The organism is Streptomyces sp. NPDC016677, assembly GCF_055562815.1.
Map to the genome: position 1 here is coordinate 53,571 of NZ_JBVHEO010000008.1, position 24,436 is coordinate 78,006.

Sequence of the window (24,436 nt, forward strand, 5' to 3'; positions counted from 1 at the left end):
CCAGGGCCCGTACCGGTTTCACGTCGGTACGGGCCCTGGCCTGTGTCTGCGCCCCCTAGGGGGTGTCCGCCTCCGCCACCAGCTCCCGGCACGTCTTGACGTCCTCGGCCATCTGCTCCAGCAGCGCGTCCAGCGTGTCGAACTTCTCCTGCCCCCGGACGAAGGCCAGGAAGTCGACGGCGACGTGCAGGCCGTACAGGTCGAGGCCGACGCGGTCGATGGCGTACGCCTCCACCGTGCGCTCGGTGCCCTCGAACTGCGGGTTGGTGCCGACCGAGATCGCGGCCGGCATCGCCTCGCCGGCCGCGTGCAGCCAGCCGGCGTAGACGCCGTCGGCCGGGACGGCGGTGTGCGGGAGGGGCTCGACGTTGGCCGTGGGGAAGCCGAGTTCGCGGCCGCGCTGGGCGCCGCGGACGACGACGCCCTCGACGCGGTGCGGGCGGCCGAGGATCTCGGCGGCGCCGCGCATGTCGCCCTCGGCGACCAGGCGCCGGGTCAGGGTCGAGGAGAAGGGCTGCCCGTCGCCCGCGTCGCCGGTCACGTACAGGTCGACGACCTCGACCTCGAAGTCGTAGACGCGGCCCTGTTCGGTGAGGAAGCCGACGTTTCCGGCGGCCTTGTGACCGAAGCGGAAGTTGGGGCCCTCGACGACCGCCTTGGCGTGCAGTTTGTCGACCAGGACCTTGACCACGAAGTCGGCCGGGGAGAGGTTCGAGAACTCCCTGGTGAAGGGCAGGATGAGGACCGCGTCCACGCCCAGTTCGGCGCAGAGTTCGGCGCGGCGGTGGTGCGGGGCCAGCAGGGGCGGGTGGCTGCCGGGGCGGACGACCTCGCTGGGGTGCGGGTCGAAGGTGACGACGACGGCCGGGACGCCGAGCGCGCGGGCCCGGTCCACGGCATGCCGGATGATCAGCTGGTGCCCGCGGTGGACGCCGTCGTAGGAGCCGATGGTGACGACGCTGCGTCCCCAGTCCTCGGGGATGTCCTCCAAGCCACGCCAGCGCTGCACTGTGTCTGCTCCTTGTCGCAAACTCGTCGAGAACCTTGCCGCTTCCGCAGGTCTAAGGGTGCCATGCCGCCCGGCCGCGGCCCGCATCGGCATGGAATGTGACCGGACGCACGCGACCGGTCCACGCCTCACGCGGGGATGCCCAGGCCGGCCAGGCTCTCGACGGTCCGGCGGGTGCCGGGGCCCACCAGCCCCGCCCACTCCTCGGGCGCCCCGGACAGCCAGCCGGCCAGACGGGCGGCGAAGCCGGGGACCTGCCGGGCGAAGGTGACCAGGGCGGTGTCGAAGCGGGCGGCGCCCTCGGGAGTGCGGACCAGCCGGAGGCCGGTGCGCCGGACCAGGGTGCGCAGTCCGTCGGACGCTTCGGGGCCCGGTCCGCCGGACGGTTCGGGGTCCGGTCCGCCGGACGGTTCGGGGCCCGGGAGGACGGCTGCGCGCAGGAGTGCGTCCAGCACGGCGGGGTCGCCTTCGTGGTCCAGGAGGAGTTCCCGCAGCTCCGCGCGGAGAGGGGCGCAGGCGGTGGTGCCGGGGGCGCCGAGCACGGTGGCGAGTGCGGTGCGTACCTGCTCGGGGCCGCCGGTCAGCAGCGCGCCGACCAGGGGCAGGAGCGCCTCGCGGGCGGCATACGGGTCCTGCCTGAGGCGCCGGTCCACGTACGCGGCGACGTGCGCCGCGTTCTCGGGACGCCGCGCGACGGCTTGAGCCACCACCTCCGCGATCCGCCCGGCCAGTCCGGGGGTGGTCGCGTCGGCGAGCCTGCGCAGCGCCTCCCCGGCGTCCGGGCCGCGCAGCCGGGCCCGGAAGGCGTCCAGGACCGGTTCCGGGTGGGTGGGCAGGGCGACGGCCATCGCGCTCGGCGGGAGGTACGGGTCGCCCGCCGCGAAGTGGCGCACCGCCCGTTCCAGGTGGCGGTCGCGGCTGTCGGGGTCGTGTACGAGCAGGGCGAGGGCGGCGCCGTGCAGCGGGCTGTCGGCGGAGCGGACCAGCAGGGCGAGGGCGGCGTAGCGCAGCAGTTGGCGGTCGGTCTCGTCGCGGGCGTGCGGGGCGGCGCGCAGTCCGTACGTCATGGCCGCCGCGCGCCGGGCGTGGCGCTCGTCGCGCGCCCACCGGTCGGCGGCGCGGCACAGGGCGGAGGGTTCCTCCTCGGCGAGGGCGGCGAGCAGTTCACCCGCCCGGGGGTGCGCGCTGTCCACGAGCACCTCGACGAGGTCGTCGGGGGCACGGTGCCGGTGGGTGTGCAGCAGCGCCTGCGCGGCCGTGGCCACGGTGGCGTGCGGCGCGCCGGGCAGCGGCCGTTCGTCGTCGAACCAGCGGATCAGGAGCGGTTGTACGGTCCCGGGGGCGGCGGTGAGCAGAGCGGCGACCGCGTCGAGGTGCCGGGGGCCCGGCTCGTGCGGGGGCCCGTCGGCGCGGACCAGCCGGCGGAGCAGGTCCAGGCGGAGGTCGTCCGGCAGCGGCAGCGCCGACCAGAAGGCCGGCCCGAACTCGCCCGGCACCGGCCGCCCTTCCTCCCGTCGCGCCACGACCGCTTCGGCGAGCCGGCGCAGCACCTCCGTGTACGGCACCGGGTCGGGCACCCGGGTCAGCACCCCGGCGAGCAGCCGGGCGGCCCACCAGGAGTACGGCCCGGCGTCCAGGGTGTGGGCCAACTCCTGGAGACGGGCGGCGAGTCGGGGGGTGCCGTGCTGGCGGGCGAGGTGGAGCAGGGCCTCGACGACGGGGCCGATTCGGTGGTGCGGCACGGGTGGGGAGGGGGACTCGGCGTCGAGGGGGCGGTGCTGGTGGACGAGGGCGCGCAGGGCCTCGTCCAGGTCGAGGTGGAGGCCCTGGAGCCAGTCGGCCAGCTCCTCGTGTGCGAAGCGGTAGCCGTGGCCGGCGGGCACCAGAAGGCCCTCGGCCAGGACGGCGGACGCCCAGCCGGTGACGCCGCCGAGGTGGGCCGGCCCGGCCCCCCGGGGGAACACCGTCTCGAACGACTCCCGGTCCAGTGCCCCCTCCCCCGGTGCGAGGCCGCGCCGGGCGGCCTCGTGGACCTGCCCGGAGACCTTCGCCGCGAGGCGCCGCACGGCCCGGCCGCGCAGGCCGTTCTCCGCGGCCAGCCGGGCCGCGACGCGCAGACAGACCAGGTCGAGGTGGGCCGCGAACACATCGTCCCGGCACAGGGGGACGGGTGGTTCGCCGCCGGTGGCGGGCGGCGGGTCGCCCAGGGCCGTCCTGACCTCGGCGTACAGGCGGAGGGTGAGGGGGTGGCGGGCGTCGGCGTCCACGAGCGCTCCGTCCGGCACGCCGAGCCGCGCCCGTACCCGCCGCGCCTCGTCGTCGGTCAGGTCGCCCAGGACAACCCGGGGCGGGGCCGGAGAGGGGGCGGTGACGGGCTCGTACAGCAGGTCGCGGGGGAACTCCGTCCCCGCCCGCTCCCAGTACTCGGCGCGGCACGCCACGACCAGCCGGGTGCCCGTCCGCCGCAGCCAGGCCGCTGTGCCCTCGCTCCACTCGGCCAGCCGCCGGCGCAGCCCCGGCGGCATCTCCTCGGGCCCGTCCAGGACGAGGAGCAGAGGGCGCCCGGCCGTCCGGGCCAACTCGGCCAACCGCCCCGGGGAGATGTCCCCGAGCCCCGCGTCACCGGGGCCGGCGGGACTGGCGGGACTGGCGGGACTGGCGGGACTGGCGGGACTGGCGGGACTGGCGGGACCAACGAGGTCGATGGGCCTTTCAGAACCAACAAGGTCGATGGGATCACCAGGACCGACAGGGCCGACACGGCCGACATGGCCGACAGGGCCTCCAGAAGCCACCGGCCCTTGCGGCCCTTCCGGTCCCCCCGGCCCTGCTGACCTCGCCGCCCCCGCCGGTCCTGCCAGCTCAGCCGGTCCTGCCGCCCCCGTCGGATCCCCGGGGCCTCCGCGGCCAACCCCCTCCCCTCCCCCAACGCCCCCCGGCTGCCCCGGCCCCGGAGAACCGACCCGCACCCCGCCGAACCCGTTCAACCCACCCGGCCCCCCGGCAGCGGCCACGACCCGTGCCGCCCGTCCCAGCGCCCGTCCCGCCGCGTCCGCCACGGAGGCGTCGTCGTCCCGGAGATCCGCTCCCCGCAGCCACAGGGTCGGGGCGGGCCGCGTACCCCGGCCGCGGCGGTCGGCGAGGGCCGCCAGCTCCGTCGTACGGCCGCTGCCGGGGGCACCGACGAGGGCGAGGACGTACGCCGGACTCTCGACGAAGGCGGCGAACTCCCGTACCGAGGACGCCCGCTCGACCGGCGGCGGCGCGAGGACAGTACCGGTCCGGCCCACCGGGAGACCTGCCGGGCGGTCCTGGCCGGCCGAGGTCGCCGTCAGTTCCAGCACGCCGGCCAGATTGAGGTCGGTGCCGTACGCCGGGACAGTCGCCGCGTTCTCGGTGAGCAGTTCGGCGAGCGGGCCGGGGACGCGGCCGGGACGCAGCGGCACGGCGAAGCCGAGGTCGCTGTGGCCGGAGCGCAGCGCGGTGCCGAGGACACCGACCACGGCCCCGGTCGTGGCGTCGAGCACCGGCCCCCCGGCCGACCCGCCGCCCAGCCGCAGCGCGTCCCGGCCGAGGGTGCCGACGGCCAGTTCCAGCGCGTCGCCGATGAAGTGGAAGCCCTCGGTGGACGTGTACGTCACGGCGGCGGTGCCGAGCACGCGTGCCTCGCGCCAGCCGTCGGCGGCGATCCGCACATAGCTCCCTACGGCGGGGCCGTCCCCCGCGGTGAGGGGCAGCGGGGCGAGACCGAGGCCCTCGGTGCGGACGAGGGCGAGGTCCAGACCGGGGAGCGGGATGACCGCGTCGGCGGTCACGGTGCAGCGCCGGTCACGGGCGCCGTGGAGGACCAGTCGGGGCAGGCCGTCGACGGCCTCGTGGCTGGTGACGACCGTGCCGTGGTGGTCGGCGACGAATCCCGTGCCGCGGGGGCGGCCGGCCAGGTCGTGGATCCGGACCAGGGCGGGTCCGGTCGGCGCCGGGGGCGGGCCGCCGGCACCCGGCGGTGCCTGCCGCACCGCGACCTCGCCCGGCGACGGCACCGCGCCACCCCTGCTCCGGTCACTGCCCGGGTCCCCGCTCCGGTCCCTCTCCCTGCCCCGGTCCCCGTCCCTGTCCCCCGACGTCACCGTCGTCAGGTCCCGCGCCGCCCTCGTCCTCCGGTGCCGCGACGTCATCGTCGAACCTCCCCCGCCGTACGCCGTGCTCTGCGTCCGACGGTAGGCGGACGATGATCAGCGGGACAGATCGCGTGGGGAACGCGCCCCCTTGTGCTCCCCCGGTTCACTCCGAGCGCCTGCCCGGACGGGTGAACACAGGGGCCCTCCTGGATAGACCCTAGGGGGTGGGGGAACCGAGGGGGGACCGTGGAGCGGCGGCGAGGACGACCCCGTGTCCGCCGCTCCACGGGCAACCGCCCTCAGCCCCCTCCTCGGCCGCATACGGCCAGGCTCTTCCCTCAGCCGAAGACGGCCAGGCTCTTCGCCTTGCCCCGCTGCTCCTCGACCAGCGCGAGCAGCCCGCCCCCGGGGCCGAAGACGGCCACCGCGCCGGCGCCGGCGTAGACCTCGGGCATCTCCAGCCGCACCCCGTTGGCGAGCAGCCGGGCGCGCCGCTCGTCCACGTCCCAGCGCGGGAAGGCGGCCCCGGCGGCCTCGGCGACCGGCATGACCTCCAGCTCCTGCTGGAGCTGGTCCAGCGTCCGCGCGGCGTCCAGCTTGTACGGCCCGACCCGGGTGCGGCGCAGCGCGGTCAGGTGACCGCCGACGCCCAGACCGGCGCCCAGGTCGCGGGCGAGCGCCCGGATGTACGTACCGGAGGAGCAGACCACCGACACCACCAGGTCCAGGACCGGGGTGCCGTCCTCGGCGACCGCGTCCCGGACGTCGTACACCTGGAAGGAGGAGACGGTGACCGGACGGGCCGGGATGTCGAACTCCTCGCCCTCGCGCGCCCGCTTGTAGGAGCGCACGCCGTTGATCTTGATGGCGCTGACCTTCGACGGCACCTGCATGATGGCGCCGGTCAGCTCGGCGATCCCCGCGTCGATGGCGTCGCGGGTGACCTTCGAGGCGTCGACCGACCCCGTGATCTCGCCCTCGGCGTCGTCGGTCAGGGTGGTCTGGCCGAGCCGGACGGTCCCCACGTACTCCTTCTCGGTGAGGGCGAGGTGCCCCAGGAGCTTGGTGGCCCGCTCCACGCCGAGGACCAGGACGCCCGTCGCCATCGGGTCGAGCGTGCCGGCGTGCCCGACGCGCCGCGTGCGGGCGATGCCGCGCATCTTGGCGACGACGTCGTGCGAAGTGAAGCCCGACGGCTTGTCGACGATGACAAGGCCGTCGGGCGTGGTGTGCTTGTCGGTCATTGAGCGGTGTCGTCCGTCCCGTCGGCCTCGTCGGCCGCGTCGTCGTCCTCGCCCGGCTTGCGGTACGGGTCCGCCTCGCCGGCGTAGCGGGCGCCCGCGGACGCCTCGCGCACCTTGGCGTCGGACTGCCGCGCCTTGTCGAGGAGGTCCTCGATGTTCTTGGCGGTGTCCGGGAGGGCGTCCATGACGAAGGCGAGGGTCGGGGTGAACTTCACCCCGGCCGCCTTGCCGACCTCGGAGCGCAGGATGCCCTTGGCGCTCTCCAGGCCCGCCGCGGCGGCCTGCCGCTCCTCGTCGTCGCCGTAGACCGTGTAGAAGACGGTCGCCTCCCGGAGGTCACCCGTGACCCGGGTGTCCGTGATGGTGACGTGGGTGCCGAGCCGCGGGTCCTTGATCCCGCGCTGCAGCTTCTGGGCCACCACTTCCCGGATGAGGTCCGCCAGCCTCTTGGCCCGCGCGTTGTCGGCCACTGGTCCGTCTCCCGTTCTTTCCTGATCAATCTCGTTCTTGGGGTCAGTCGTCGTCGCCGTGGAAGCGCCGTCGGACGGACAGCAGCTCCACCTCGGGACGGCCGGCGACCAGCCGCTCGCACCGGTCGAGCACGTCACTGAGGTGCCCCGCGTCGCCGGACACCAGGGCCAGACCGATGACGGCCCGGCGATGGAGGTTCATGTGATCCACCTCCGCCGCGCTCACCGCGTACTTCCGCTGGAGTTCGGCGACGATCGGGCGGACGACGGACCGCTTCTCCTTCAGCGAATGTACGTCGCCGAGGAGGAGGTCGAAGGACAGCGTCCCCACATACATGTGCAACCGGTTCACCCGCCGGTCCGGGATCGATGGCCCCGCCATCCGTGTGGCGGGGACATCAGAACCGTACAACGAACGGCCGGGGCCGATCGACGGATATTGCTTCCGCCGACCGGCCCCGGACCGCGCCGTCTGGAGAAGACGGGGCTGTTACACCCGCGGCTTCTCGCGCATCTCGTACGTCGCGATGACGTCGTCGACCTTGATGTCGTTGAAGTTTCCGAGGTTGATACCGCCCTCGAAGCCTTCGCGGATCTCGGTGACGTCGTCCTTGAAGCGACGCAGACCCTCGATGTTGAGGTTCTCCGCGATGACCTTGCCGTCGCGGATGAGGCGCGCCTTGGTGTTGCGCTTGACCTCGCCGGAGCGGATGAGGACACCCGCGATGTTGCCCAGCTTGGACGAGCGGAAGACCTCGCGGATCTCCGCCGTACCCAGCTCGACCTCTTCGTACTCCGGCTTGAGCATGCCCTTGAGGGCCGCCTCGATCTCCTCGATCGCCTGGTAGATGACCGAGTAGTACCGGACGTCCACACCCTCGCGCTCGGCCATCTGCGCGGCACGCCCGGCGGCGCGCACGTTGAAGCCGATCACGATGGCGTCGGAGCCCATCGCCAGGTCGATGTCGGACTCCGTGACCGCACCGACGCCGCGGTGCAGGACGCGGATGTCGACCTCTTCGCCGACGTCCAGCTGGAGCAGCGAGGACTCCAGGGCCTCGACGGAACCAGAAGCGTCACCCTTGATGATCAGGTTGAGCTGCTGGACCTCGCCGGCCTTGAGCACCTTGTCCAGGTCCTCCAGCGACACGCGGCGCGTGCGCTTGGCGAACGCGGCGTTGCGCTCACGTGCGGCGCGCTTCTCCGCGATCTGGCGGGCCGTACGGTCCTCCTCGACCACGATGAAGTTGTCGCCGGCACCCGGGACGTTGGTCAGGCCGAGGACCTGGACCGGCGTCGACGGGCCCGCCTCGGGCACGTTGTTGCCGTTGTCGTCGAGCATGGCGCGGACGCGGCCGTAGGCGTCGCCCACCACCATCGTGTCGCCGACCCGCAGCGTGCCTCGCTGCACGAGGACCGTCGCCACGGCACCGCGGCCGCGGTCGAGACGGGACTCGATCGAGATGCCCTGCGCGTCCTGGTTCGGGTTGGCCCGCAGGTCGAGCGAGGCGTCGGCCGTGAGGATCACGGCCTCCAGCAGCGAGTCGATGTGCAGACCCTGCTTGGCGGAGATGTCGACGAACATGGTGTCGCCGCCGTACTCCTCGGCCACCAGGCCGTACTCGGTCAGCTGACCGCGCACCTTGGTCGGGTCGGCACCCTCGACGTCGATCTTGTTGACCGCGACGACGATCGGGACGTCGGCCGCCTTGGCGTGGTTGAGCGCCTCGACCGTCTGCGGCATGACGCCGTCGTTGGCCGCGACGACCAGGATCGCGATGTCCGTCGACCGCGCACCACGGGCACGCATGGCGGTGAACGCCTCGTGACCCGGGGTGTCGATGAAGGTGATCTTGCGCTCTTCGTCGTTGACCTCGGTCGCGACCTGGTAGGCACCGATGTGCTGGGTGATGCCGCCGGCCTCGCCCGCGATGACGTTCGTCTTGCGGATGGCGTCGAGCAGTCGGGTCTTTCCGTGGTCGACGTGACCCATGACGGTCACGACCGGCGGACGGACGACCAGGTCCTCGTCGGACCCCTCGTCCTCGCCGAACTCCAGGTCGAAGGACTCGAGCAGCTCGCGGTCCTCCTCCTCCGGGCTGACGATCTGAACCGTGTAGTTCATCTCGTCGGCGAGGAGCTGGAGCGTCTCGTCGGAGACGGACTGCGTGGCCGTGACCATCTCGCCGAGGTTCATCATGACCGCGACGAGCGACGCCGGGTTGGCGTTGATCTTCTCCGCGAAGTCGGTGAGCGACGCACCGCGCGACAGGCGAATGGTCTCGCCGTTGCCGCGAGGCAGCATCACGCCGCCGACCGACGGGGCCTGCATGGCCTCGTACTCCTGGCGCCTCTGCCGCTTCGACTTGCGACCGCGACGCGCGGGACCGCCGGGACGGCCGAAGGCGCCCTGCGTGCCACCACGGCCACCGGGACCGCCGGGACGGCCGCCGAAGCCGGGACGGCCACCGCCGCCGCCGAAGCCGCCGCCACCACCGGGACGACCGGCGAAACCGCCGCCGCCACCACCGGGACGACCGGCACCGCCGCCGCCACCACCGGGACGGCCGGCGAAGCCGCCGCCGCCCGGACGACCGCCGCCGCCGGGACGACCGGCACCGCCGGGACCGCGACCGCCGCCGCCGGGGCCCGGACGCGGGCCGGCAGCGGGACGCTGCGGCATCATGCCGGGGTTCGGACGCGGACCGCCGCCGGGACGCGGACCCGCGGCGCCGCCCTGCGGACGGGGCATCGAGCCCGGGGTCGGACGGTTGCCGCCCGGAGCCTGGGGACGCGGACCGCCGCCCTGGCCGCCGGGGGCCTGCGGACGCGGACCGCCGCCGGCGGGACCGCCGGGGCCGGGACGCGGGCCGCCGCCCTGCGGGCGCGGGGACTGCGGACGGGCCATACCGGCGTTGCCGCCGGAGGTGAAGGGGTTGTTGCCCGGACGCGGGCCGGACGGACGGGCGCCGGGACGCGCCGCCGGGGAACCGGGACGCGGACCGCCGGAACGGCCCTGACCGCCACCCTGCTGGCCCTGGCCCTGACCGGGGCCGGAGGTCCGGCCGCCGGGACGGGGAGCGCCGGGACGCGCGCCGCCGGGCTTGGGGCCGGACGGGGCGGGTGCGGAGGGAGCCGCCGCCGCGGGCGGCGCGGTGAACTCGGGCGCGGCCGGGGCCGGACGCGGCGCGGGCTTGGGACCCGGCGTCGGACGCGGGCCCGGGGCCGACGGCGCGGGGGCCGAGGGCGCCGCGGGAGCCGAGGAGGCCGCGGGGGCCGACGGCTGCTGGGCGGCCGCGGGCTTGGGTGCGGCCGGCCGCGGGGCGGCCGGACGGTCTCCGGCCGGCTTGGCGGCGCGGGGGGTGCCACCAGGGGCTGCCTGCGCCGGCGAGGGCGCGGCGGGCCTGGGGGCGGCCTTGCGGGGCGCACCGGGCTTGCCGGCGGACCGGCCGTTCCCGCTGCCCTGCTGGAAGGCGTCTGTCAGTTTGCGTACGACGGGCGCTTCGATCGTCGAAGACGCCGAACGGACGAATTCACCGAGTTCCTGGAGCTTGGCCATGACGACCTTGCTCTCGACACCGAACTCCTTGGCGAGTTCGTAGACCCGGACCTTAGCCACTTCGCTCCTTTGAGGTCCGGGTTGCGTCCGGACCGTCGCTAGTTCATGGGCGTACTCATCGCGTACTCATCGAGTGCTCATCGCAATCTCGACCTGCTTTCGACTCGCGAGGTACCAAGCCGTACGGGGTTCCGTACGGCACGTCTTACTTGCCGTGGTTGCCCGACCAGCAATCCTGGTCAGCAACCCTCCGTCTGCTCGACGTACTGGCGCAACGCCTTTACGTCGAGCGGTCCCGGGACGCGCAGTGCCCTCGGGAACGCCCGGCGGCGTACCGCCTGGTCGAGACAGACCTGGGTGGGGTGAACGTACGCACCCCGGCCGGGCAGCGTACCGCGAGGATCGGGGGCGCAGTCGCCCTCGACCGCCACGATGCGCAGCAGTCCGGTCTTGGCCGCTCGCTCCCGGCACCCCACACAGGTGCGTTCAGGGCATGCACGAGCACGCGTCCGGCCAGACACTCCTAAGTCTACCTCCCCGCGGCGACCTCACCCCTTCGGGGCAAGAATCGAACACATACCGCCTCGGAAGCTGTCGATGATCTCAGCGTTCCGGCGGCTCGGATCTATTCCCTCACTCGGACGGCTGCTGCTCGGTGTCCGGGCGGATGTCGATGCGCCAGCCGGTGAGCCGGGCCGCGAGGCGGGCGTTCTGGCCCTCCTTGCCGATGGCCAGCGACAGCTGGTAGTCGGGCACGGTCACCCGCGCGGAGCGGGCCGCCAGGTCGACGACCTCCACCTTGGTGACACGGGCCGGCGAGAGCGCGTTGGCCACCATGTCGGCCGGGTCGTCCGACCAGTCGACGATGTCGATCTTCTCGCCGTTCAGCTCGCCCATCACATTGCGGACCCGGCCGCCCATGGGGCCGATGCAGGCGCCCTTGGCGTTGAGTCCGGAGCGGGTGGAGCGGACGGCGATCTTGGTGCGGTGGCCGGCCTCGCGGGCGATCGCGGCGATCTCGACGCTGCCGTCGGCGATCTCCGGGACCTCCAGGGCGAAGAGCTTCTTCACCAGGTTCGGGTGGGTACGGGAGAGGGTCACGGACGGGCCGCGGACGCCCTTGGCGACCCGGACGACGTACGACCGCAGGCGGGTGCCGTGCGGGTAGGTCTCGCCGGGCACCTGCTCCTGCACCGGCAGGATGGCCTCCAGCTTGCCGATGTCGACCAGCACGTTCTTCGGGTCGCGGCCCTGCTGGACCACTCCGGTGACGATGTCGCCCTCGCGGCCGGCGTACTCGCCGAGCGTGGCGTCGTCCTCGGCGTCCCGCAGCCGCTGCAGGATGACCTGCTTGGCGGTGGTGGCGGCGATCCGGCCGAAGTCCGACGGGGTGTCGTCGAACTCGCGCGCCTCCTGCCCCTCCTCCAGGTCGTCCGGGTCCTCCTTCGCCCACACGGTCACATGGCCGGTCTCCCGGTCGAGCTTCACGCGCGCGTGGCGGCGGCTTCCCTCGGTGCGGTGGTAGGCGATGAGGAGGGCCGACTCGATCGCCTCGACCAGCAGGTCGAAGGAGATCTCCTTCTCCCGCACCAAGCCCCGCAGGGCACTCATGTCGATGTCCACGGCTACGCCTCCTCCTCTTCTTCCTTCATGTCGTTCTCGTCACGCTGGTCATGCTCGTCACGCTTGTCGTGCTTGTCGCGCTTGTCGTGCTGCTCTTTGCGGTTGAACTCGACCTGGACCCGCGCCTTGGCGATCTCGTCGAAGGCGAGGGTGCGGGCGGTGGCCTTGCGGCCCTTCACGCCGGGTACTTCGAGGTCGAGTCCTTCGTCGTGCACGCCGAGGATCCGGGCGACCAGTTCGCCGCCCTCGGTGAGCTGGAACCTCACCAGGCGGTCGACGGCCCGTACGTAGTGCCGGTGTTCCGTCAGCTCGCGCTCCGCGCCCGGGGTGCCGACCTCCAGGGTGTACTCCCCCGCGCCCATCGCGTCCGTCTCGTCGAGCTTCGCCGAGAGCGCGCGGCTCACATCGGCGATCGCGTCCAGGTCCGCACCGGTGTCGGAGTCGACGACGACGCGCAGCACCCGCTTGCGTCCGACCGAGTCCACCGCGATCTCTTCCAGATCCAGACCCTGGGAGGCGACCAGCGGTTCCAGCAGTTCTCGCAGCCTCTCGCTCTGGGTGGTGCTCATCCGGGTGACTCCTCGGCCGCGTGTGCTGTTGTGGGACGGTGCGCGTGTCAGGTCAAAGGGTATCCGGTCGCGGGGGGTGTTGCCGTCCACCCGGGCTCGACGGTGCCGCTGAGTGGCGCCGGGCGGCCTGCCGGGTACGGTGATCACGGCGTGCCGCCCCGGGCGCCCGCCACCCTTCCCCCGCCTTCCGTACGAGCCTGCCGAGGACGTCTGCCGTGTCGTCGTTGCCCTCATCGTCACGCCCGCCCTCGCGACCGCGCAGAAGGAGTCTGCTCGCCACCGCCGCCGGGGCCGTGCTGCTGGCCGGCTGTACCGGTTCCTCCGGTTCCGGCGCGGACGCCGCCTCCAGGGCCGCCGACCGGGCACGCGCGCGTGCCGCGCGGGACAGCGCGGAGCTGGCGGGGCGGTACGCCGCGGTGATCGCCGCGCATCCCGGGCTGGCGGAGCGGCTGGACCCGCTGCGCGCGGAGGTGCTCCGGCACGCGGCGGCGTTCGGCGGGGCCCGCGCCGCGTCCCCGTCGGTCTCGCCCTCCGGTTCGGCACGGGCCGCGGGGCCGGACGACGGTTCCACCGCCGACGCCGTACCGGCCGCCGAAGAGGAGGCGCTCGCCCTGCTGGCCGCGGCCGAGCGGAAGCTGGCCGACCGGCGGACGGCGGCGCTGGCGGACGTGCCGGGCGAGCTGGCCCGGCTGCTGGCCTCGGTGGCGGCGGCCGGGGCGGGACACGTGTATCTGCTGACGGAGGGCGACCGGTGAGCGACGAGTCCGGGAAGAGCGAGAAGAAGCAGGAGCTGAAGGCGCTCCAGGCGGTCCTGGCGGCCGAGCACGCGGCGGTCTACGGCTACGGCGTCGTCGGCGCCCGGGTGGGCGAGGACCGGCGTACGGAAGCGCGCACGGCGTACGACGCGCACCGGGCCCGGCGGGACGCGCTGGGGCGCGAGGTGCGCGACCTCGGGGCGACGCCGGTCGCCGCCCGGGCCGGGTACGCGCTGCCCTTCCCGGTGTCCGACGCGGCCTCGGCGGTGCGGCTGGCGGCGGAGCTGGAGGAACGGGTGGCCGGGGTCTACTCGGACCTGGTGCGGGCGGCCGGCGGCGAGCGCCGGAAGGCGGCGGCCGAGGCGCTGCGGGAGGCTGCGGTCCGCGCGGTGCGCTGGCGCGGCGGGAGCGTAGCCTTCCCAGGGCTCGCCGAGCGGGCCGGTACGGCGCCGGCCTCGGCGGCACCGACCGCGTGACACGTACGGGAGCGCCCGTACGGGAAGGGAACGGCTCGCGCATGGCTTTCGAACCGCCGCGGCGTCTGGTCAGGGCGCTCGGTGAGACGGCACCGGACGGTGACGACTGGCTGGCGAGTCTGCCCGAGGCGGCTCGTCGGGCCGTCGGTCTACGCGGGTTGAGCGTCGAGCGGACGGTGGTGCCCGGCGGGCGCGGCAGCCTGGTGGTGCTGGTGCGCACCGCCGACGGGACGCCCGCGGTGCTGAAGCTGGCCCCGCCCCGGGCGCGGCCGGAGAGCGAGCGGGCGGCGCTGGCGCACTGGGACGGCCGGGGTGCCGTGCGGTTGCTGGAGCCTTCCGTGGCCGAGGGCGTCCTGCTGCTGGAGCGGCTGCACCCGGAGGTGTCGGTGCGGTCGCTGCCGGAGGCGCGGGCGCTGCTGGAGGCGGCGGGGACGCTGCGGCGGCTGTGGGTGGCGCCGCCCGCGGAGCATCCCTTCGAGACGGTGGCCGAGCGGACCGGGCGGCAGGCGGCGGCGATGCGCGCGGGGGCCGAGGCCGACCCGGCGGTGGCGCCGCTGGTGGACGCGGCCCTGGCAGTGCGCGCGGAACTGCTGGCCGGGCCCGCTCAGGAGCGGCTGCTGCACGGCACGTTCCGGCAGAGCAAGGTGCTCGCCGGGGACCGGATGCCGTGGCTGGCCGTGGGTCCCGACCCGGTGGTGGGCGAGCCGGCCTTCGACCTGGCCCGGCTGGTACGGGACCGGGTGGAGGACCTGATCGCCCAGCCGTCCGGCGCCTCCACGGTCCGGCGCCGGATCAAGCGGCTCGCGGAGTCCCTGGAGGTCGACCGGGAGCGGCTGCGCGGCTGGACCCTGTTCCGGGCCGTGGAGTCGGGCGTACGGGCGTCGCGGGTCGGCCGCCCCCAGGACGCGGAGTTGCTGCTGGAGTTCTCGGGCTGGCTGTGAGGGGGTGCCTCCGGCGGCGGTGGGCGGGCGGGATGCCTGCGGCGGCCCGTGGCCGGCCGGTGGGGGTGCGCGTAGCGCCCAGGGTGCGGTGCGTGGTCGGGGCCGGGGTGGGGGGTGTCCGTCCTCGGAACGGCGCGGAATCGGTCTCCTACGGGGGTGCGGCGGGTTGACGCGTCAGCCGCTGCGGGCGGACACCCCCCACCCCGTTTCCCCTTTCCGCCGTACGCGGCTGTCCGCCCGCGGCCGACGTCCGTCCGTGGCCGCGCCGGGGAGCTGTGGCGCCCCGGCGCGGTCGGCGGTCAGCCGGTGAGGCGGGTGAGGGCCTCTTCCACCGTTACTTCCTCGCGCTCGCCCGTGCGGCGGTCCTTGAGTTCGACGACGCCCTCGGCGGAGCGCCGGCCCGCGACCAGGATCTGCGGTACGCCGATCAGCTCCGCGTCGGTGAACTTCACGCCCGGGGAGACCCCGGCCCGGTCGTCGACCAGGACGCGGACGCCGGCGGCGGCGAGCTTCTCCGAGATGTCCAGGGCCAGCTCGGTCTGGAGGGCCTTGCCGGCGGCGACCACGTGCACGTCGGCCGGTGCGACCTCCTTGGACCAGATCAGGCCCTTGTCGTCGGCGTGCTGCTCGGCGAGGGCGGCCACCGCGCGGGAGACGCCGATGCCGTAGGAGCCCATGGTGACGCGGACGGGCTTGCCGTTCTGGCCGAGGACGTCGAGCTTGAGGGCGTCGGCGTACTTGCGGCCCAGCTGGAAGATGTGGCCGATCTCGATGGCGCGGTCCAGCTTGAGGCCGGTGCCGCACTTCGGGCAGGGGTCGCCCTCCTGCACGACGACGACGTCGACGTACGCGTCGACCTCGAAGTCACGGCCGGCGACGACGTTCCTGGCGTGGGTGTGCTCCTTGTTGGCGCCCGTGATCCACGCGGTGCCCGGCGCCACGCGGGGGTCGGCGATGTACGTCACCTTCTCGCCCAGGCCCTGCGGGCCGACGTAGCCGCGGACCAGGTCGGGGCGGCCCACGAAGTCCTCGGCGGTGACCAGTTCGACGGCGGCGGGCGCGAAGTGCGCCTCGACCTTGTCCAGGTCGACCTCGCGGTCACCGGGCACGCCCACGGCGACGATCTCACCGTCCACCTTGACCAGCAGGTTCTTCAGGGTGGCGGAGGCCGGGACGCCGAGGGAGGCGGCGAGGGTCTCGATGGTGGGGGTGTCGGGGGTGGGGATCTCCTCCAGGGCGGGCACCCCCGCGGCGTCGGCCGGCTTCAGCTCGAAGGTGATCGCCTCGGTGTTGGCGGCGTAGTCGCAGTTCGGGCAGTCGGCGAAGGTGTCCTCGCCGGCCTCGGCGGGGGCCAGGAACTCCTCCGACTTGGAGCCGCCCATCGCGCCGGCGGTGGCGGCGCAGATGCGGTAGTCCAGGCCCAGGCGCTCGAAGATGCGCTGGTAGGCGGCGCGGTGCAGGGCGTAGGACTCGGCGAGGCCCTCGTCGGCGGTGTCGAAGGAGTAGGAGTCCTTCATCAGGAACTCGCGGCCGCGCAGGATGCCGGCCCGGGGGCGGGCCTCGTCACGGTACTTGTTGGCGATCTGGTAGAGGATGACGGGCAGGTCCTTGTAGGAGGACGCCTGGTCCTTCACCAGCAGGGTGAAGATCTCCTCGTGGGTGGGGCCGAGCAGGTAGTCGCCGCCCTTGCGGTCCTGGAGGCGGAAGAGTTCGGGGCCGTACTCCTCCCAGCGGCCGGTGGCCTCGTAGGGCTCGCGGGGCAGCAGTGAGGGGAGGGTCACCTCCTGGGCGCCGATGGCGTCCATCTCCTCGCGGACGACGCGCTCCACGTTGGCCAGGACCTTCTTGCCGAGCGGCAGCCAGCTCCACAGGCCGGCGGCGGTGCGGCGGACGTAGCCGGCGCGGACCAGCAGCTTGTGGCTGAGGACCTCGGCGTCGGCCGGGTCGTCGCGCAGCGTCTTCGCCAATACCTTCGACATGCGCTGGACCGGTGCGTTCGCCATGGTTCTCGTGTCTCCTGCGAAGTAAGGGTGATGACGAACGAGGTTAGCCGGGCGGTCCGGGGTGGTGGAAATCGGTTATCGCCGCAGCAACGGGAGGGGGGCGCCCATCACGGCGTACGGCTTGGGGGCGCTGGGGAAGAGGACCTGGCGGGCGAGGTCCCGGTAGCCGAGGGAGCGGTACAGGCCGCGGGCGGGGCTCTCGGTGTCGATCGCGGAGAGGATCGAGCGGGGTTCGGCGGCGCCGTCGGTGATGGCGGTGATCAGGGCGCGGCCCACACCGAGGTTCTGGTGCGCGGGGTGCACGTGGAGTTCGGTGATGACGAAGGAGTCGTCCAGCCAGGCGTCGTTGCCCTGGGCGCGCAGGTACGGCTCGACGATCGTGGACCACCAGTGGGCGCGGTCGTTGGGCATGCCGTAGACGAAGCCGGCCAGGCGCCCTTCGGGGGTGGTCGCGCCGAGGGCGCGGGCCCCGGGGTGGGTCATGTGGCGCAGGACGATCTGGCGGCGGACGGCCACCTCGTCGGGGCCCAGGCCGAAGGCGGCGGCTTGGACCGCGAGGGCTTCGTCGACGTGGGCGGCGAGGTCCAGGGGGCCGATCACTGCGTCCATGCGCGGAGCCTACAGGGGGCCTCGGGACGCGTTTCAGAACAGGACGCTCATGAAGGCGCCGACCTCTTCGAAGCCGACGCGGCGGTACGTCCTTCTGGCCGCCGTGTTGAAGTCGTTGACGTAGAGGCTGGCGACCGGGGCGATGTCCGCCAGGGCGTAGCGCAGGACCGCGGCCATGCCGGGGGCGGCGAGGCCCCGGCCGCGGTGTTCGGGGGCCACCCAGACGCCCTGGATCTGGCAGGCGCGGTCGGTGGCGGCGCCGATCTCGGCCTTGAAGACGACCTTGCCTTCGGTGTCGAAGCGGGCGAAGGAGCGGCCGGCGCCGACGAGTTCGGCGACTCTGGCCTGGTAGAGCAGGCCGCCGTCGCCGGCCAGCGGGGAGATGCCGACCTCCTCGGTGAACATCGCCACGCAGGCCGGCATGAGGGCGTCCATCTCGTCCTTGCGGACGCGGCGGACGTGCGGGTCGGGGGCGATGCGGGCGGGCATGCGGTCGGTGACCATGAGGGGCTGGCGGCGCCGGACCTCGCGGGCCGGGCCCCAGGTGGGTTCGAGCAGCCGCCACAGCTGGGTGGTGGGGTCGGCGGGGCCGACGATGGAGGAGCAGCGGCGGCCGGCCCGGCGGGCGCGGTCGGCGAAGGCGCGGACGGCGCGCGGGGTGGCGCAGATGGGGACGAGGTTGGCGCCCGCGTAGCACAGGGACGTCAGCATGCCGTCCTCGTACCAGCCCCACATCTCGCCGCCGAGCCGCCACGGGTCGAGGCCGGCGACCCGTACCCGGGACGTCACGAAGGCGTTCGCGACCGGCTCGCGGTCGAGGACGGCGAGCGCGGCGTTCAGGTCGCTCGGTTCGAGGACCCGGGAGGTGGTCTGCGTCAACACGTGCGGGGCCCTCACCCTTGGGTCTGCTGATCTCCGCACTGTACCCGCGGAGGCTTGGTGGCGTCGCCCCGTGTTCCCATTGCCGTTGCCCTGCCGGTGGCTGCCGGCTGCCGGGCCGTGCGGGGGCCGCCGCCCCCGCGCCCCCGCGGCCGGCCCTGAACGGGCCTCGTCCTCGATCGCCGGACGGGCCGTTCACGGCCGGCCAGCGTCAACCGGCGACCGCCACCGACGGCTCGCCCGACTCGACGCCGTCCGCCTGCATCTGCTCGGCGATCTTCAGCGCTTCCTCGATGAGGGTCTCGACGATCTTGGACTCGGGGACGGTCTTGATGACCTCGCCCTTGACGAAGATCTGCCCCTTGCCGTTGCCGGAGGCGACGCCGAGGTCGGCCTCGCGGGCCTCGCCGGGGCCGTTGACCACGCAGCCCATGACGGCGACGCGCAGCGGGACCTCCATGCCCTCCAGACCGGCGGTGACCTCCTCGGCCAGCTTGTAGACGTCGACCTGGGCGCGGCCGCAGGACGGGCAGGAGACGATCTCCAGGCCGCGCTGGCGGAGGTTGAGCGACTCCAGGATCTGGATGCCGACCTTGATCTCCTCGACCGGCGGGGCGGACAGGGAGACCCGGATCGTGTCGCCGATGCCCTGGGAGAGCAGGGCGCCGAAGGCCACGGCCGACTTGATCGTGCCCTGGAAGGCGGGGCCGGCCTCGGTGACACCGAGGTGCAGCGGGTAGTCGCACTGGGCGGCGAGCTGCCGGTAGGCCTCGACCATGACGACCGGGTCGTTGTGCTTGACGGAGATCTTGATGTCCCGGAAGCCGTGCTCCTCGAAGAGCGACGCCTCCCACAGCGCGGACTCGGCGAGCGCCTCGGGCGTCGCCTTGCCGTACTTCTGGAGCAGGCGGCGGTCCAGGGAGCCCGCGTTGACACCGATGCGGATCGGGGTGCCGTGGTCCCTGGCGGCCTGGGCGATCTCCTTGACCTTGTCGTCGAACTGCTTGATGTTGCCCGGGTTGACCCGGACCGCGGCGCAGCCGGCCTCGATGGCGGCGAAGACGTACTTGGGCTGGAAGTGGATGTCGGCGATGACCGGGATCTGCGACTTGCGCGCGATGACGGGCAGCGCGTCGGCGTCGTCCTGCGTCGGGCAGGCCACCCGCACGATCTGGCAGCCGGACGCGGTCAGCTCGGCGATCTGCTGGAGGGTGGCGCCGATGTCCGAGGTGCGCGTCGTGGTCATCGACTGCACCGACACGGGCGCGTCGCCGCCCACGGCCACCGAGCCGACCTGGATCTGCCGGCTCTTCCGGCGCTCGGCGAGCCTGGTCGGAACGGACGGCATGCCGAGAGAAATCGCAGTCATCTGCTGTGCAACCCCAAGTCGTGGATCAAGGTCCGGTCCCGTCAGCGGCGGGCTCCGATCCCCGAGATTACGGCACCGGGCTGGGGCCGGGCACATCCTGCCGTCGTAAACGCACTCGAAGGAAGGCGGCCCGGCACACGCGTGCCGGGCCGCCTTCGAAGCGGGAGTGACTAGGAGATTCTCACGGGGTTGACGACGTCCGCGATGAGTACGAGGAGCGTGAAGCAGACGAAGACGCCCGCCACCACGTAGGCCACCGGCATGAGCTTCGCCACGTCGAACGGGCCGGGGTCGGGGCGGCGCAGGACCTTGGCGAGGTTGCGGCGCAGGGACTCCCACAGGGCGCCCGCGATGTGGCCGCCGTCGAGCGGCAGCAGCGGGAGCATGTTGAACAGGAAGAGGGAGAGGTTGAAGCCGGCCACCAGCATCACGGCCATCGCCAGTTGCTGGGTGGGCGGGATGTCCAGGGTGAAGATCTCGCCGCCGACCCGGGCGGCGCCGACCACGCCCATCGGGGAGTCGGGCTCGCGCGGGCCGTCGCCGAACGCGGCGTCCCACAGCGCGGGGATCTTGCTGGGCAGGGCGGCGAGGGAGTCGACGGCGTCGCCGATCCGGTCGCCCATCCAGACCACGGAGTCCCCGAAGTCCTGCTTGACGATGCCGGTGGCGGCGCTGAAGCCGAGGAAGCCGGCGGTGACGTACTCGCCCTGGACGTAGCCGCCGCTGCCGTCCTTCTTGGCGACCTTGTTGGTGGCGATCTCGGCGTGCAGGGTGACGTCCTCGCCGCCGCGCTCGACGACGATCGGGACGGTCTCGCCGGGGTTGGCGCGGATCAGGTCGGACAGCTCGTCCCACTTGTCGGTGGCCACGCCATCGAAGGAGAGGATCTTGTCGCCGGCCTTGAGCCCGGCCGCGGCGGCCGGGGAGGGCGCGTCGGCGTCGGTGCACTTGTCCCGGTTCTCGGACTGGGAGATCACGCACTGGGAGACCGAGCTGACCGTGGTGGTCTGCTGGGAGATGCCGAAGCCCATCAGGACGATGAGGAACAGCGCCACCGCGAGGACCAGGTTCATGAACGGGCCGCCGAACATGACGATGACCCGCTTCCACGGCTTGCGCGTGTAGAAGAGGCGGTTCTCGTCGCCGGGCCGGAGCTCCTCGAAGGCGGCCGAGCGGGCGTCCTCGATCATGCCGCGCCACGGTGAGGTGGAGCGGGCCTCCAGCTTGCCGTCGGGGCCGGGCGGGAACATGCCGATCATGCGGATGTAGCCGCCGAACGGGATGGCCTTGATGCCGTACTCGGTCTCGCCCTTCTTGCGGGAGAAGAGCGTGGGGCCGAAGCCGACCATGTACTGGGGCACACGGATGCCGAAGAGCTTCGCCCAGGACAGGTGGCCCAGCTCGTGCCAGGCGATGGAGAACAGCAGGCCGACCGCGAAGACGACTATGCCGAGGATGAACATCAGGGTCGTCATGCACGGGCCTCCGCCGCTTGTGCCGCCAGTTCCCGGGCCCGGGTGCGCGCCCAGGTCTCCGCTTCGAGGACGTCCGCGACGGTCAGCGAAGTTCCCGTGGACGGTGTGCCGTGTTCGTCGACCACCCGTGTGACGGTCTCGATGATGCCGAGGTACGACAGCGCCCCGGAGCGGAACGCCTCGACGCACTCCTCGTTGGCGGCATTGAACACCGCCGGGGCGGTTCCCGCGAGCTCTCCGACGCGGCGGGCCAGGTTCACCGAGGGGAACGCCTCGTTGTCGAGGGGGAAGAACTCCCAGGTGGACGCCTTGCTCCAGTCGAAGGCGGGGGCGGCGTCGGGCACCCGCTCGGGCCAGCCGAGGCCGATGGCGATGGGGCCGCGCATGTCGGGGGGCGTGGCCTGGGCGAGCGTGGAGCCGTCGGTGAACTCGACCATCGAGTGGACGTAGGACTGGGGGTGGACGACGACCTCGATGCGGTCGAAGGGGATGTCGTAGAGGAGGTGGGCCTCGATGACCTCCAGGCCCTTGTTGACGAGGGTCGCGGAGTTGATGGTGATGACCGGGCCCATGGCCCAGGTGGGGTGGGCGAGGGCGTCCTCGACGGTGACGGCGGCGAGCTGCTCCCTGGTACGTCCCCGGAAGGGGCCGCCGGAGGCGGTGACGACGAGCTTGCGGACGTCGGCGCGGGTGCCGGCGGCGACGGCCTGGAAGAGGGCGGCGTGCTCGGAGTCGACGGGGATGATCTGGCCGGGCTTGGCGAGGGCCTTGACCAGCGGGCCGCCCACGATGAGCGACTCCTTGTTGGCGAGCGCGAGGGTGCGGCCCGCCTCCAGGGCGGCGAGGGTGGGGGCGAGGCCGATGGAACCGGTGATGCCGTTGAGGACGGTGTGGCAGTCGGAGGCGGCGAGCTGGGTGGCGGCGTCCGGGCCGGCGAGGATCTCGGGAAGCGGCTCCCCCGTGCCGTACCGCGCCCGCAGGGCCTCGCGCAGCTCCGGTACGACGTCCTCGCGGGCGACGGCGACGGTGCGGACCCGCAGCCGGTGGGCCTGCTCGGCGAGGAGGGCGACCCGGCCGCCGTTGGCGGACAGGCCGGTGACCCGGAAGCGGTCCGGGTTGCGCAGGACGAGATCGATGGCCTGGGTCCCGATCGACCCGGTGGAGCCGAGGATCACCACGTCCTTCGCGCCGTCTCCCGCCACGGGGTCGTAGACGAGGTGCGGGTCGGCGAGGGGGGCAGGGCTGTCGGTCATCCCCCCATTGTTGCCTCAACCGCCCACCGGCAGGACAGCGCGTCCCTCGGGCGGGTGGCGGGGCCGCCGCCCGGGGGCGCGCTGAGGCGCGTCTCACCTGATGGGACGGTGGACGTTCGGTTTCGTACTGGCCCCGGGCGTCGCGTCGGCGATCCACGGACCCTCGCCCGAGGGGTCGACGACGCCGTGCTCCAGCCACTCGTAGGTGCCGGACAGGACACCCGTGACGACCTTGCGGTCAAGGTCGTCGGTGTTGGTCCACAGCCGGCCGAAGAGTTCCTCGACGCGGATGCGGGCCTGGCGGCAGAAGACGTCGGCGAGCTGGTACGCCTCGCGGCCGTGGTCGTCGCGGGAGCGGAGCAGCTCGGCGCGGACGCAGGCGGCGGACATGGCGAAGAGTTCGGCGCCGATGTCGACGATCCGGCCGAGGAAGCCCTGCTTGGTCTCCATCCGGCCCTGCCAGCGGGACATCGCCCAGAAGGTGGAGCGGGCGAGTTTGCGGGCGGTGCGCTCGACGTAGCGCAGGTGTCCCGACAGGTCGACCTCGTGTTTGAAGTCGCTGTACGAGGTGGGGAGCTGGCCCGGTCCGGTCAGCAGTCTCGGGAGCCATCCGGCGTAGAAGGCGCCCGCCCGCGCGCCCGCCCGCGCCTTGTCGGACAGGGACTTGTCCGGGTCGATCAGGTCGCCCGCGACGGAGAGGTGGGCGTCGACCGCCTCGCGCGCGATCAGCAGGTGCATGATCTCGGTGGAGCCCTCGAAGATGCGGTTGATGCGCAGGTCGCGCAGCATCTGCTCGGCGGGGACCGCGCGTTCGCCGCGGGCGGCGAGGGAGGCGGCGGTCTCGAAGCCGCGTCCGCCGCGGATCTGGACGAGTTCGTCGGCCATCAGGCAGGCCGCCTCGGAGCCGTAGAGCTTGGCGAGGGCGGCTTCGATGCGGATGTCGTTGCGGTTCTCGTCGGCCATCTGCGAGGAGAGGTCGACCACGGCCTCCAGGGCGAAGGTGGTGGCCGCGATGAAGGAGATCTTCGCGCCGACCGCCTCGTGCAGCGCGACCGGCTTGCCCCACTGCTCGCGGACCCCGGACCACTCACGGGCGATCTTCAGGCACCATTTGCCGGCGCCGACGCACATCGCGGGCAGGGAGAGGCGGCCGGTGTTGAGGGTGGTCAGGGCGATCTTGAGGCCGGCGCCCTCGGGGCCGATGCGGTGCGCCGCCGGGACGCGGACCCGGTGGAAGCGGGTGACGCCGTTCTCCAGGCCGCGCAGGCCCATGAAGGCGTTGCGGTGTTCGACGGTGACGCCCTCGGAGGCGGTCTCCACGACGAAGGCGGTGATGCCGCCCCGGTGGCCCTCGGACTTCGGGACGCGGGCCATGACGACGAGGAGATCGGCGACGACCCCGTTGGTGGTCCACAGCTTCACGCCGTCCAGTACGTAATCGTCCCCGTCCGGTACGGCCGTGGTGGCGAGGCGGGCCGGGTCGGAGCCGACGTCGGGCTCGGTCAGCAGGAAGGCGGAGATGTCGGTGCGGGCGCAGCGCGGCAGGAACTTCTCCTTCTGCTCCTCGGTGCCGAACTGCTTCAGCGGCTGCGGTACGCCGATCGACTGGTGGGCGGAGAGCAGGGCGCCGACCGAGGCGTTGGCGGTACCCACCAGGGCGAGGGCCTTGTTGTAGTACACCTGGGTCAGGCCCAGGCCGCCGTACTTGGTGTCGATCTTCATGCCGAAGGCGCCCAGTTCCTTCAGCCCGGCGATGACCTCGTCGGGGATGCGGGCGTCCCGCTCGATGACGGCGCCGTCGATCCGCGTCTCGCAGAAGTCGCGCAGCTCGGCGAGGAACTTCTCGCCGCGGCGGACGGCTTCGCCGTCCGGGAGCGGGTGGGGGTGGATGAGGTCGAGGCGGAGGCGGCCGAGGAACAGCTCCTTGGCGAAGCTGGGCTTGCGCCAGTCCTGGTCGCGGGCCGCCTCCGCGACCTGGCGGGCCTCGCGTTCGGTGACGGTGGGTCGGGAGGATGGGGTGGTCGGTGCGGACATGAGGCACCTCGCCGCGTCTCGGCACGTAGGGGGGATGTACGTTACTGATC

Annotated in this window: 19 protein-coding genes; 3 read left to right on the forward strand and 16 right to left on the reverse strand. The window is 73.3% G+C overall.

The window, feature by feature from the left end:
* Positions 1 to 55: 55 nt before the first annotated feature.
* The 9 genes from ACZ3IG_RS22000 to rimP all read right to left on the reverse strand — a co-directional run bounded on the left by ACZ3IG_RS22000 (position 56) and on the right by rimP (position 12,592).
* Positions 56 to 1,009, reverse strand: a complete 954-nt coding sequence (locus tag ACZ3IG_RS22000; protein WP_467434135.1) for a bifunctional riboflavin kinase/FAD synthetase — start codon at positions 1,007 to 1,009, stop codon at positions 56 to 58.
* 128 nt (positions 1,010 to 1,137) lie between these two features.
* Positions 1,138 to 5,049, reverse strand: coding sequence for a trypsin-like peptidase domain-containing protein (locus ACZ3IG_RS22005; protein WP_467434136.1), 3,912 nt, complete (start codon positions 5,047 to 5,049; stop codon positions 1,138 to 1,140).
* Between the two features lie 416 nt (positions 5,050 to 5,465).
* Entirely contained in the window at positions 5,466 to 6,371 is a 906-nt protein-coding gene (gene truB / locus ACZ3IG_RS22010; RefSeq protein ID WP_467434138.1) for a tRNA pseudouridine(55) synthase TruB, read from the reverse strand.
* A complete protein-coding gene (gene rbfA, locus ACZ3IG_RS22015; protein ID WP_467434139.1) occupies positions 6,368 to 6,841 on the reverse strand; it encodes a 30S ribosome-binding factor RbfA in 474 nt (157 codons plus the stop codon). The genes truB and rbfA overlap by 4 nt, the downstream gene beginning before the upstream one ends.
* 43 nt (positions 6,842 to 6,884) lie before the next feature.
* On the reverse strand, positions 6,885 to 7,178 hold the full coding sequence (locus ACZ3IG_RS22020) for a DUF503 domain-containing protein (protein WP_467434357.1): 294 nt from the start codon (positions 7,176 to 7,178) through the stop codon (positions 6,885 to 6,887).
* Between the two features lie 153 nt (positions 7,179 to 7,331).
* The gene (gene infB, locus ACZ3IG_RS22025) at positions 7,332 to 10,460 is read right to left on the reverse strand and encodes a translation initiation factor IF-2 (RefSeq protein ID WP_467434140.1); all 3,129 of its coding nucleotides are present in this window, start codon (positions 10,458 to 10,460) and stop codon (positions 7,332 to 7,334) included.
* A gap of 179 nt (positions 10,461 to 10,639) precedes the next feature.
* Positions 10,640 to 10,921, reverse strand: a complete 282-nt coding sequence (locus ACZ3IG_RS22030; protein WP_467434142.1) for a YlxR family protein — start codon at positions 10,919 to 10,921, stop codon at positions 10,640 to 10,642.
* 112 nt (positions 10,922 to 11,033) lie between these two features.
* Positions 11,034 to 12,023 (reverse strand): transcription termination factor NusA, encoded by a 990-nt coding sequence (gene nusA, locus ACZ3IG_RS22035; RefSeq protein ID WP_403544356.1) that lies wholly within the window; start codon positions 12,021 to 12,023, stop codon positions 11,034 to 11,036.
* Positions 12,024 to 12,025: 2 nt separating this feature from the next.
* Positions 12,026 to 12,592, reverse strand: a complete 567-nt coding sequence (gene rimP, locus ACZ3IG_RS22040; RefSeq protein WP_467434143.1) for a ribosome maturation factor RimP — start codon at positions 12,590 to 12,592, stop codon at positions 12,026 to 12,028.
* Between the two features lie 215 nt (positions 12,593 to 12,807).
* Here rimP and ACZ3IG_RS22045 point away from each other — a divergent pair, with 215 nt between their 5' ends.
* From ACZ3IG_RS22045 to ACZ3IG_RS22055, 3 genes are read left to right on the forward strand one after another with little or no spacing between them, the layout of a single operon-like run.
* Positions 12,808 to 13,347, forward strand: coding sequence for a hypothetical protein (locus ACZ3IG_RS22045; protein ID WP_467434145.1), 540 nt, complete (start codon positions 12,808 to 12,810; stop codon positions 13,345 to 13,347).
* Positions 13,344 to 13,823: a ferritin-like domain-containing protein gene (locus tag ACZ3IG_RS22050; protein WP_467434146.1), complete on the forward strand. Its 480-nt coding sequence runs from the start codon at positions 13,344 to 13,346 to the stop codon at positions 13,821 to 13,823. The genes ACZ3IG_RS22045 and ACZ3IG_RS22050 overlap by 4 nt, the downstream gene beginning before the upstream one ends.
* A 41-nt stretch (positions 13,824 to 13,864) precedes the next feature.
* On the forward strand, positions 13,865 to 14,764 hold the full coding sequence (locus tag ACZ3IG_RS22055) for an aminoglycoside phosphotransferase family protein (RefSeq protein WP_467434147.1): 900 nt from the start codon (positions 13,865 to 13,867) through the stop codon (positions 14,762 to 14,764).
* 299 nt (positions 14,765 to 15,063) lie between these two features.
* Here the strand turns inward: ACZ3IG_RS22055 and ACZ3IG_RS22060 are convergent, their stop codons facing one another.
* From ACZ3IG_RS22060 to ACZ3IG_RS22090, 7 genes are all read right to left on the reverse strand, one after another.
* A complete protein-coding gene (locus tag ACZ3IG_RS22060; protein WP_467434148.1) occupies positions 15,064 to 16,767 on the reverse strand; it encodes a proline--tRNA ligase in 1,704 nt (567 codons plus the stop codon).
* 75 nt (positions 16,768 to 16,842) lie between these two features.
* A complete protein-coding gene (locus tag ACZ3IG_RS22065) occupies positions 16,843 to 17,376 on the reverse strand; it encodes a GNAT family N-acetyltransferase (RefSeq protein WP_467434149.1) in 534 nt (177 codons plus the stop codon).
* A gap of 33 nt (positions 17,377 to 17,409) precedes the next feature.
* Positions 17,410 to 18,258 (reverse strand): GNAT family N-acetyltransferase, encoded by an 849-nt coding sequence (locus tag ACZ3IG_RS22070; RefSeq protein ID WP_467434151.1) that lies wholly within the window; start codon positions 18,256 to 18,258, stop codon positions 17,410 to 17,412.
* Between the two features lie 208 nt (positions 18,259 to 18,466).
* A complete protein-coding gene (gene ispG / locus ACZ3IG_RS22075) occupies positions 18,467 to 19,624 on the reverse strand; it encodes a flavodoxin-dependent (E)-4-hydroxy-3-methylbut-2-enyl-diphosphate synthase (protein WP_467434152.1) in 1,158 nt (385 codons plus the stop codon).
* Positions 19,625 to 19,794: 170 nt separating this feature from the next.
* Entirely contained in the window at positions 19,795 to 21,087 is a 1,293-nt protein-coding gene (locus tag ACZ3IG_RS22080) for a M50 family metallopeptidase (protein WP_467434358.1), read from the reverse strand.
* 8 nt (positions 21,088 to 21,095) lie between these two features.
* Positions 21,096 to 22,352 (reverse strand): 1-deoxy-D-xylulose-5-phosphate reductoisomerase, encoded by a 1,257-nt coding sequence (gene dxr / locus ACZ3IG_RS22085; RefSeq protein WP_467434154.1) that lies wholly within the window; start codon positions 22,350 to 22,352, stop codon positions 21,096 to 21,098.
* A 93-nt stretch (positions 22,353 to 22,445) separates the two neighbouring features.
* Positions 22,446 to 24,386, reverse strand: coding sequence for an acyl-CoA dehydrogenase family protein (locus tag ACZ3IG_RS22090; RefSeq protein ID WP_467434155.1), 1,941 nt, complete (start codon positions 24,384 to 24,386; stop codon positions 22,446 to 22,448).
* Between the last annotated feature and the right edge of the window lie 50 nt (positions 24,387 to 24,436).

What these genes read in the sequence shown, in the direction of transcription:
- truB (WP_467434138.1), bottom strand. Translation starts at nt 6,371, where the DNA reads ATGACCGACAAGCACACCACGCCCGACGGCCTTGTCATCGTCGACAAG.
- ACZ3IG_RS22020 (WP_467434357.1), bottom strand. Translation starts at nt 7,178, where the DNA reads ATGTATGTGGGGACGCTGTCCTTCGACCTCCTCCTCGGCGACGTACAT.
- rimP (WP_467434143.1), bottom strand. Translation starts at nt 12,592, where the DNA reads ATGAGCACCACCCAGAGCGAGAGGCTGCGAGAACTGCTGGAACCGCTG.
- ACZ3IG_RS22055 (WP_467434147.1), top strand. Translation starts at nt 13,865, where the DNA reads ATGGCTTTCGAACCGCCGCGGCGTCTGGTCAGGGCGCTCGGTGAGACG.
- ACZ3IG_RS22060 (WP_467434148.1), bottom strand. Translation starts at nt 16,767, where the DNA reads ATGGCGAACGCACCGGTCCAGCGCATGTCGAAGGTATTGGCGAAGACG.
- ACZ3IG_RS22065 (WP_467434149.1), bottom strand. Translation starts at nt 17,376, where the DNA reads ATGGACGCAGTGATCGGCCCCCTGGACCTCGCCGCCCACGTCGACGAA.
- ispG (WP_467434152.1), bottom strand. Translation starts at nt 19,624, where the DNA reads ATGACTGCGATTTCTCTCGGCATGCCGTCCGTTCCGACCAGGCTCGCC.
- ACZ3IG_RS22080 (WP_467434358.1), bottom strand. Translation starts at nt 21,087, where the DNA reads ATGTTCATCCTCGGCATAGTCGTCTTCGCGGTCGGCCTGCTGTTCTCC.
- dxr (WP_467434154.1), bottom strand. Translation starts at nt 22,352, where the DNA reads ATGACCGACAGCCCTGCCCCCCTCGCCGACCCGCACCTCGTCTACGAC.
- ACZ3IG_RS22090 (WP_467434155.1), bottom strand. Translation starts at nt 24,386, where the DNA reads ATGTCCGCACCGACCACCCCATCCTCCCGACCCACCGTCACCGAACGC.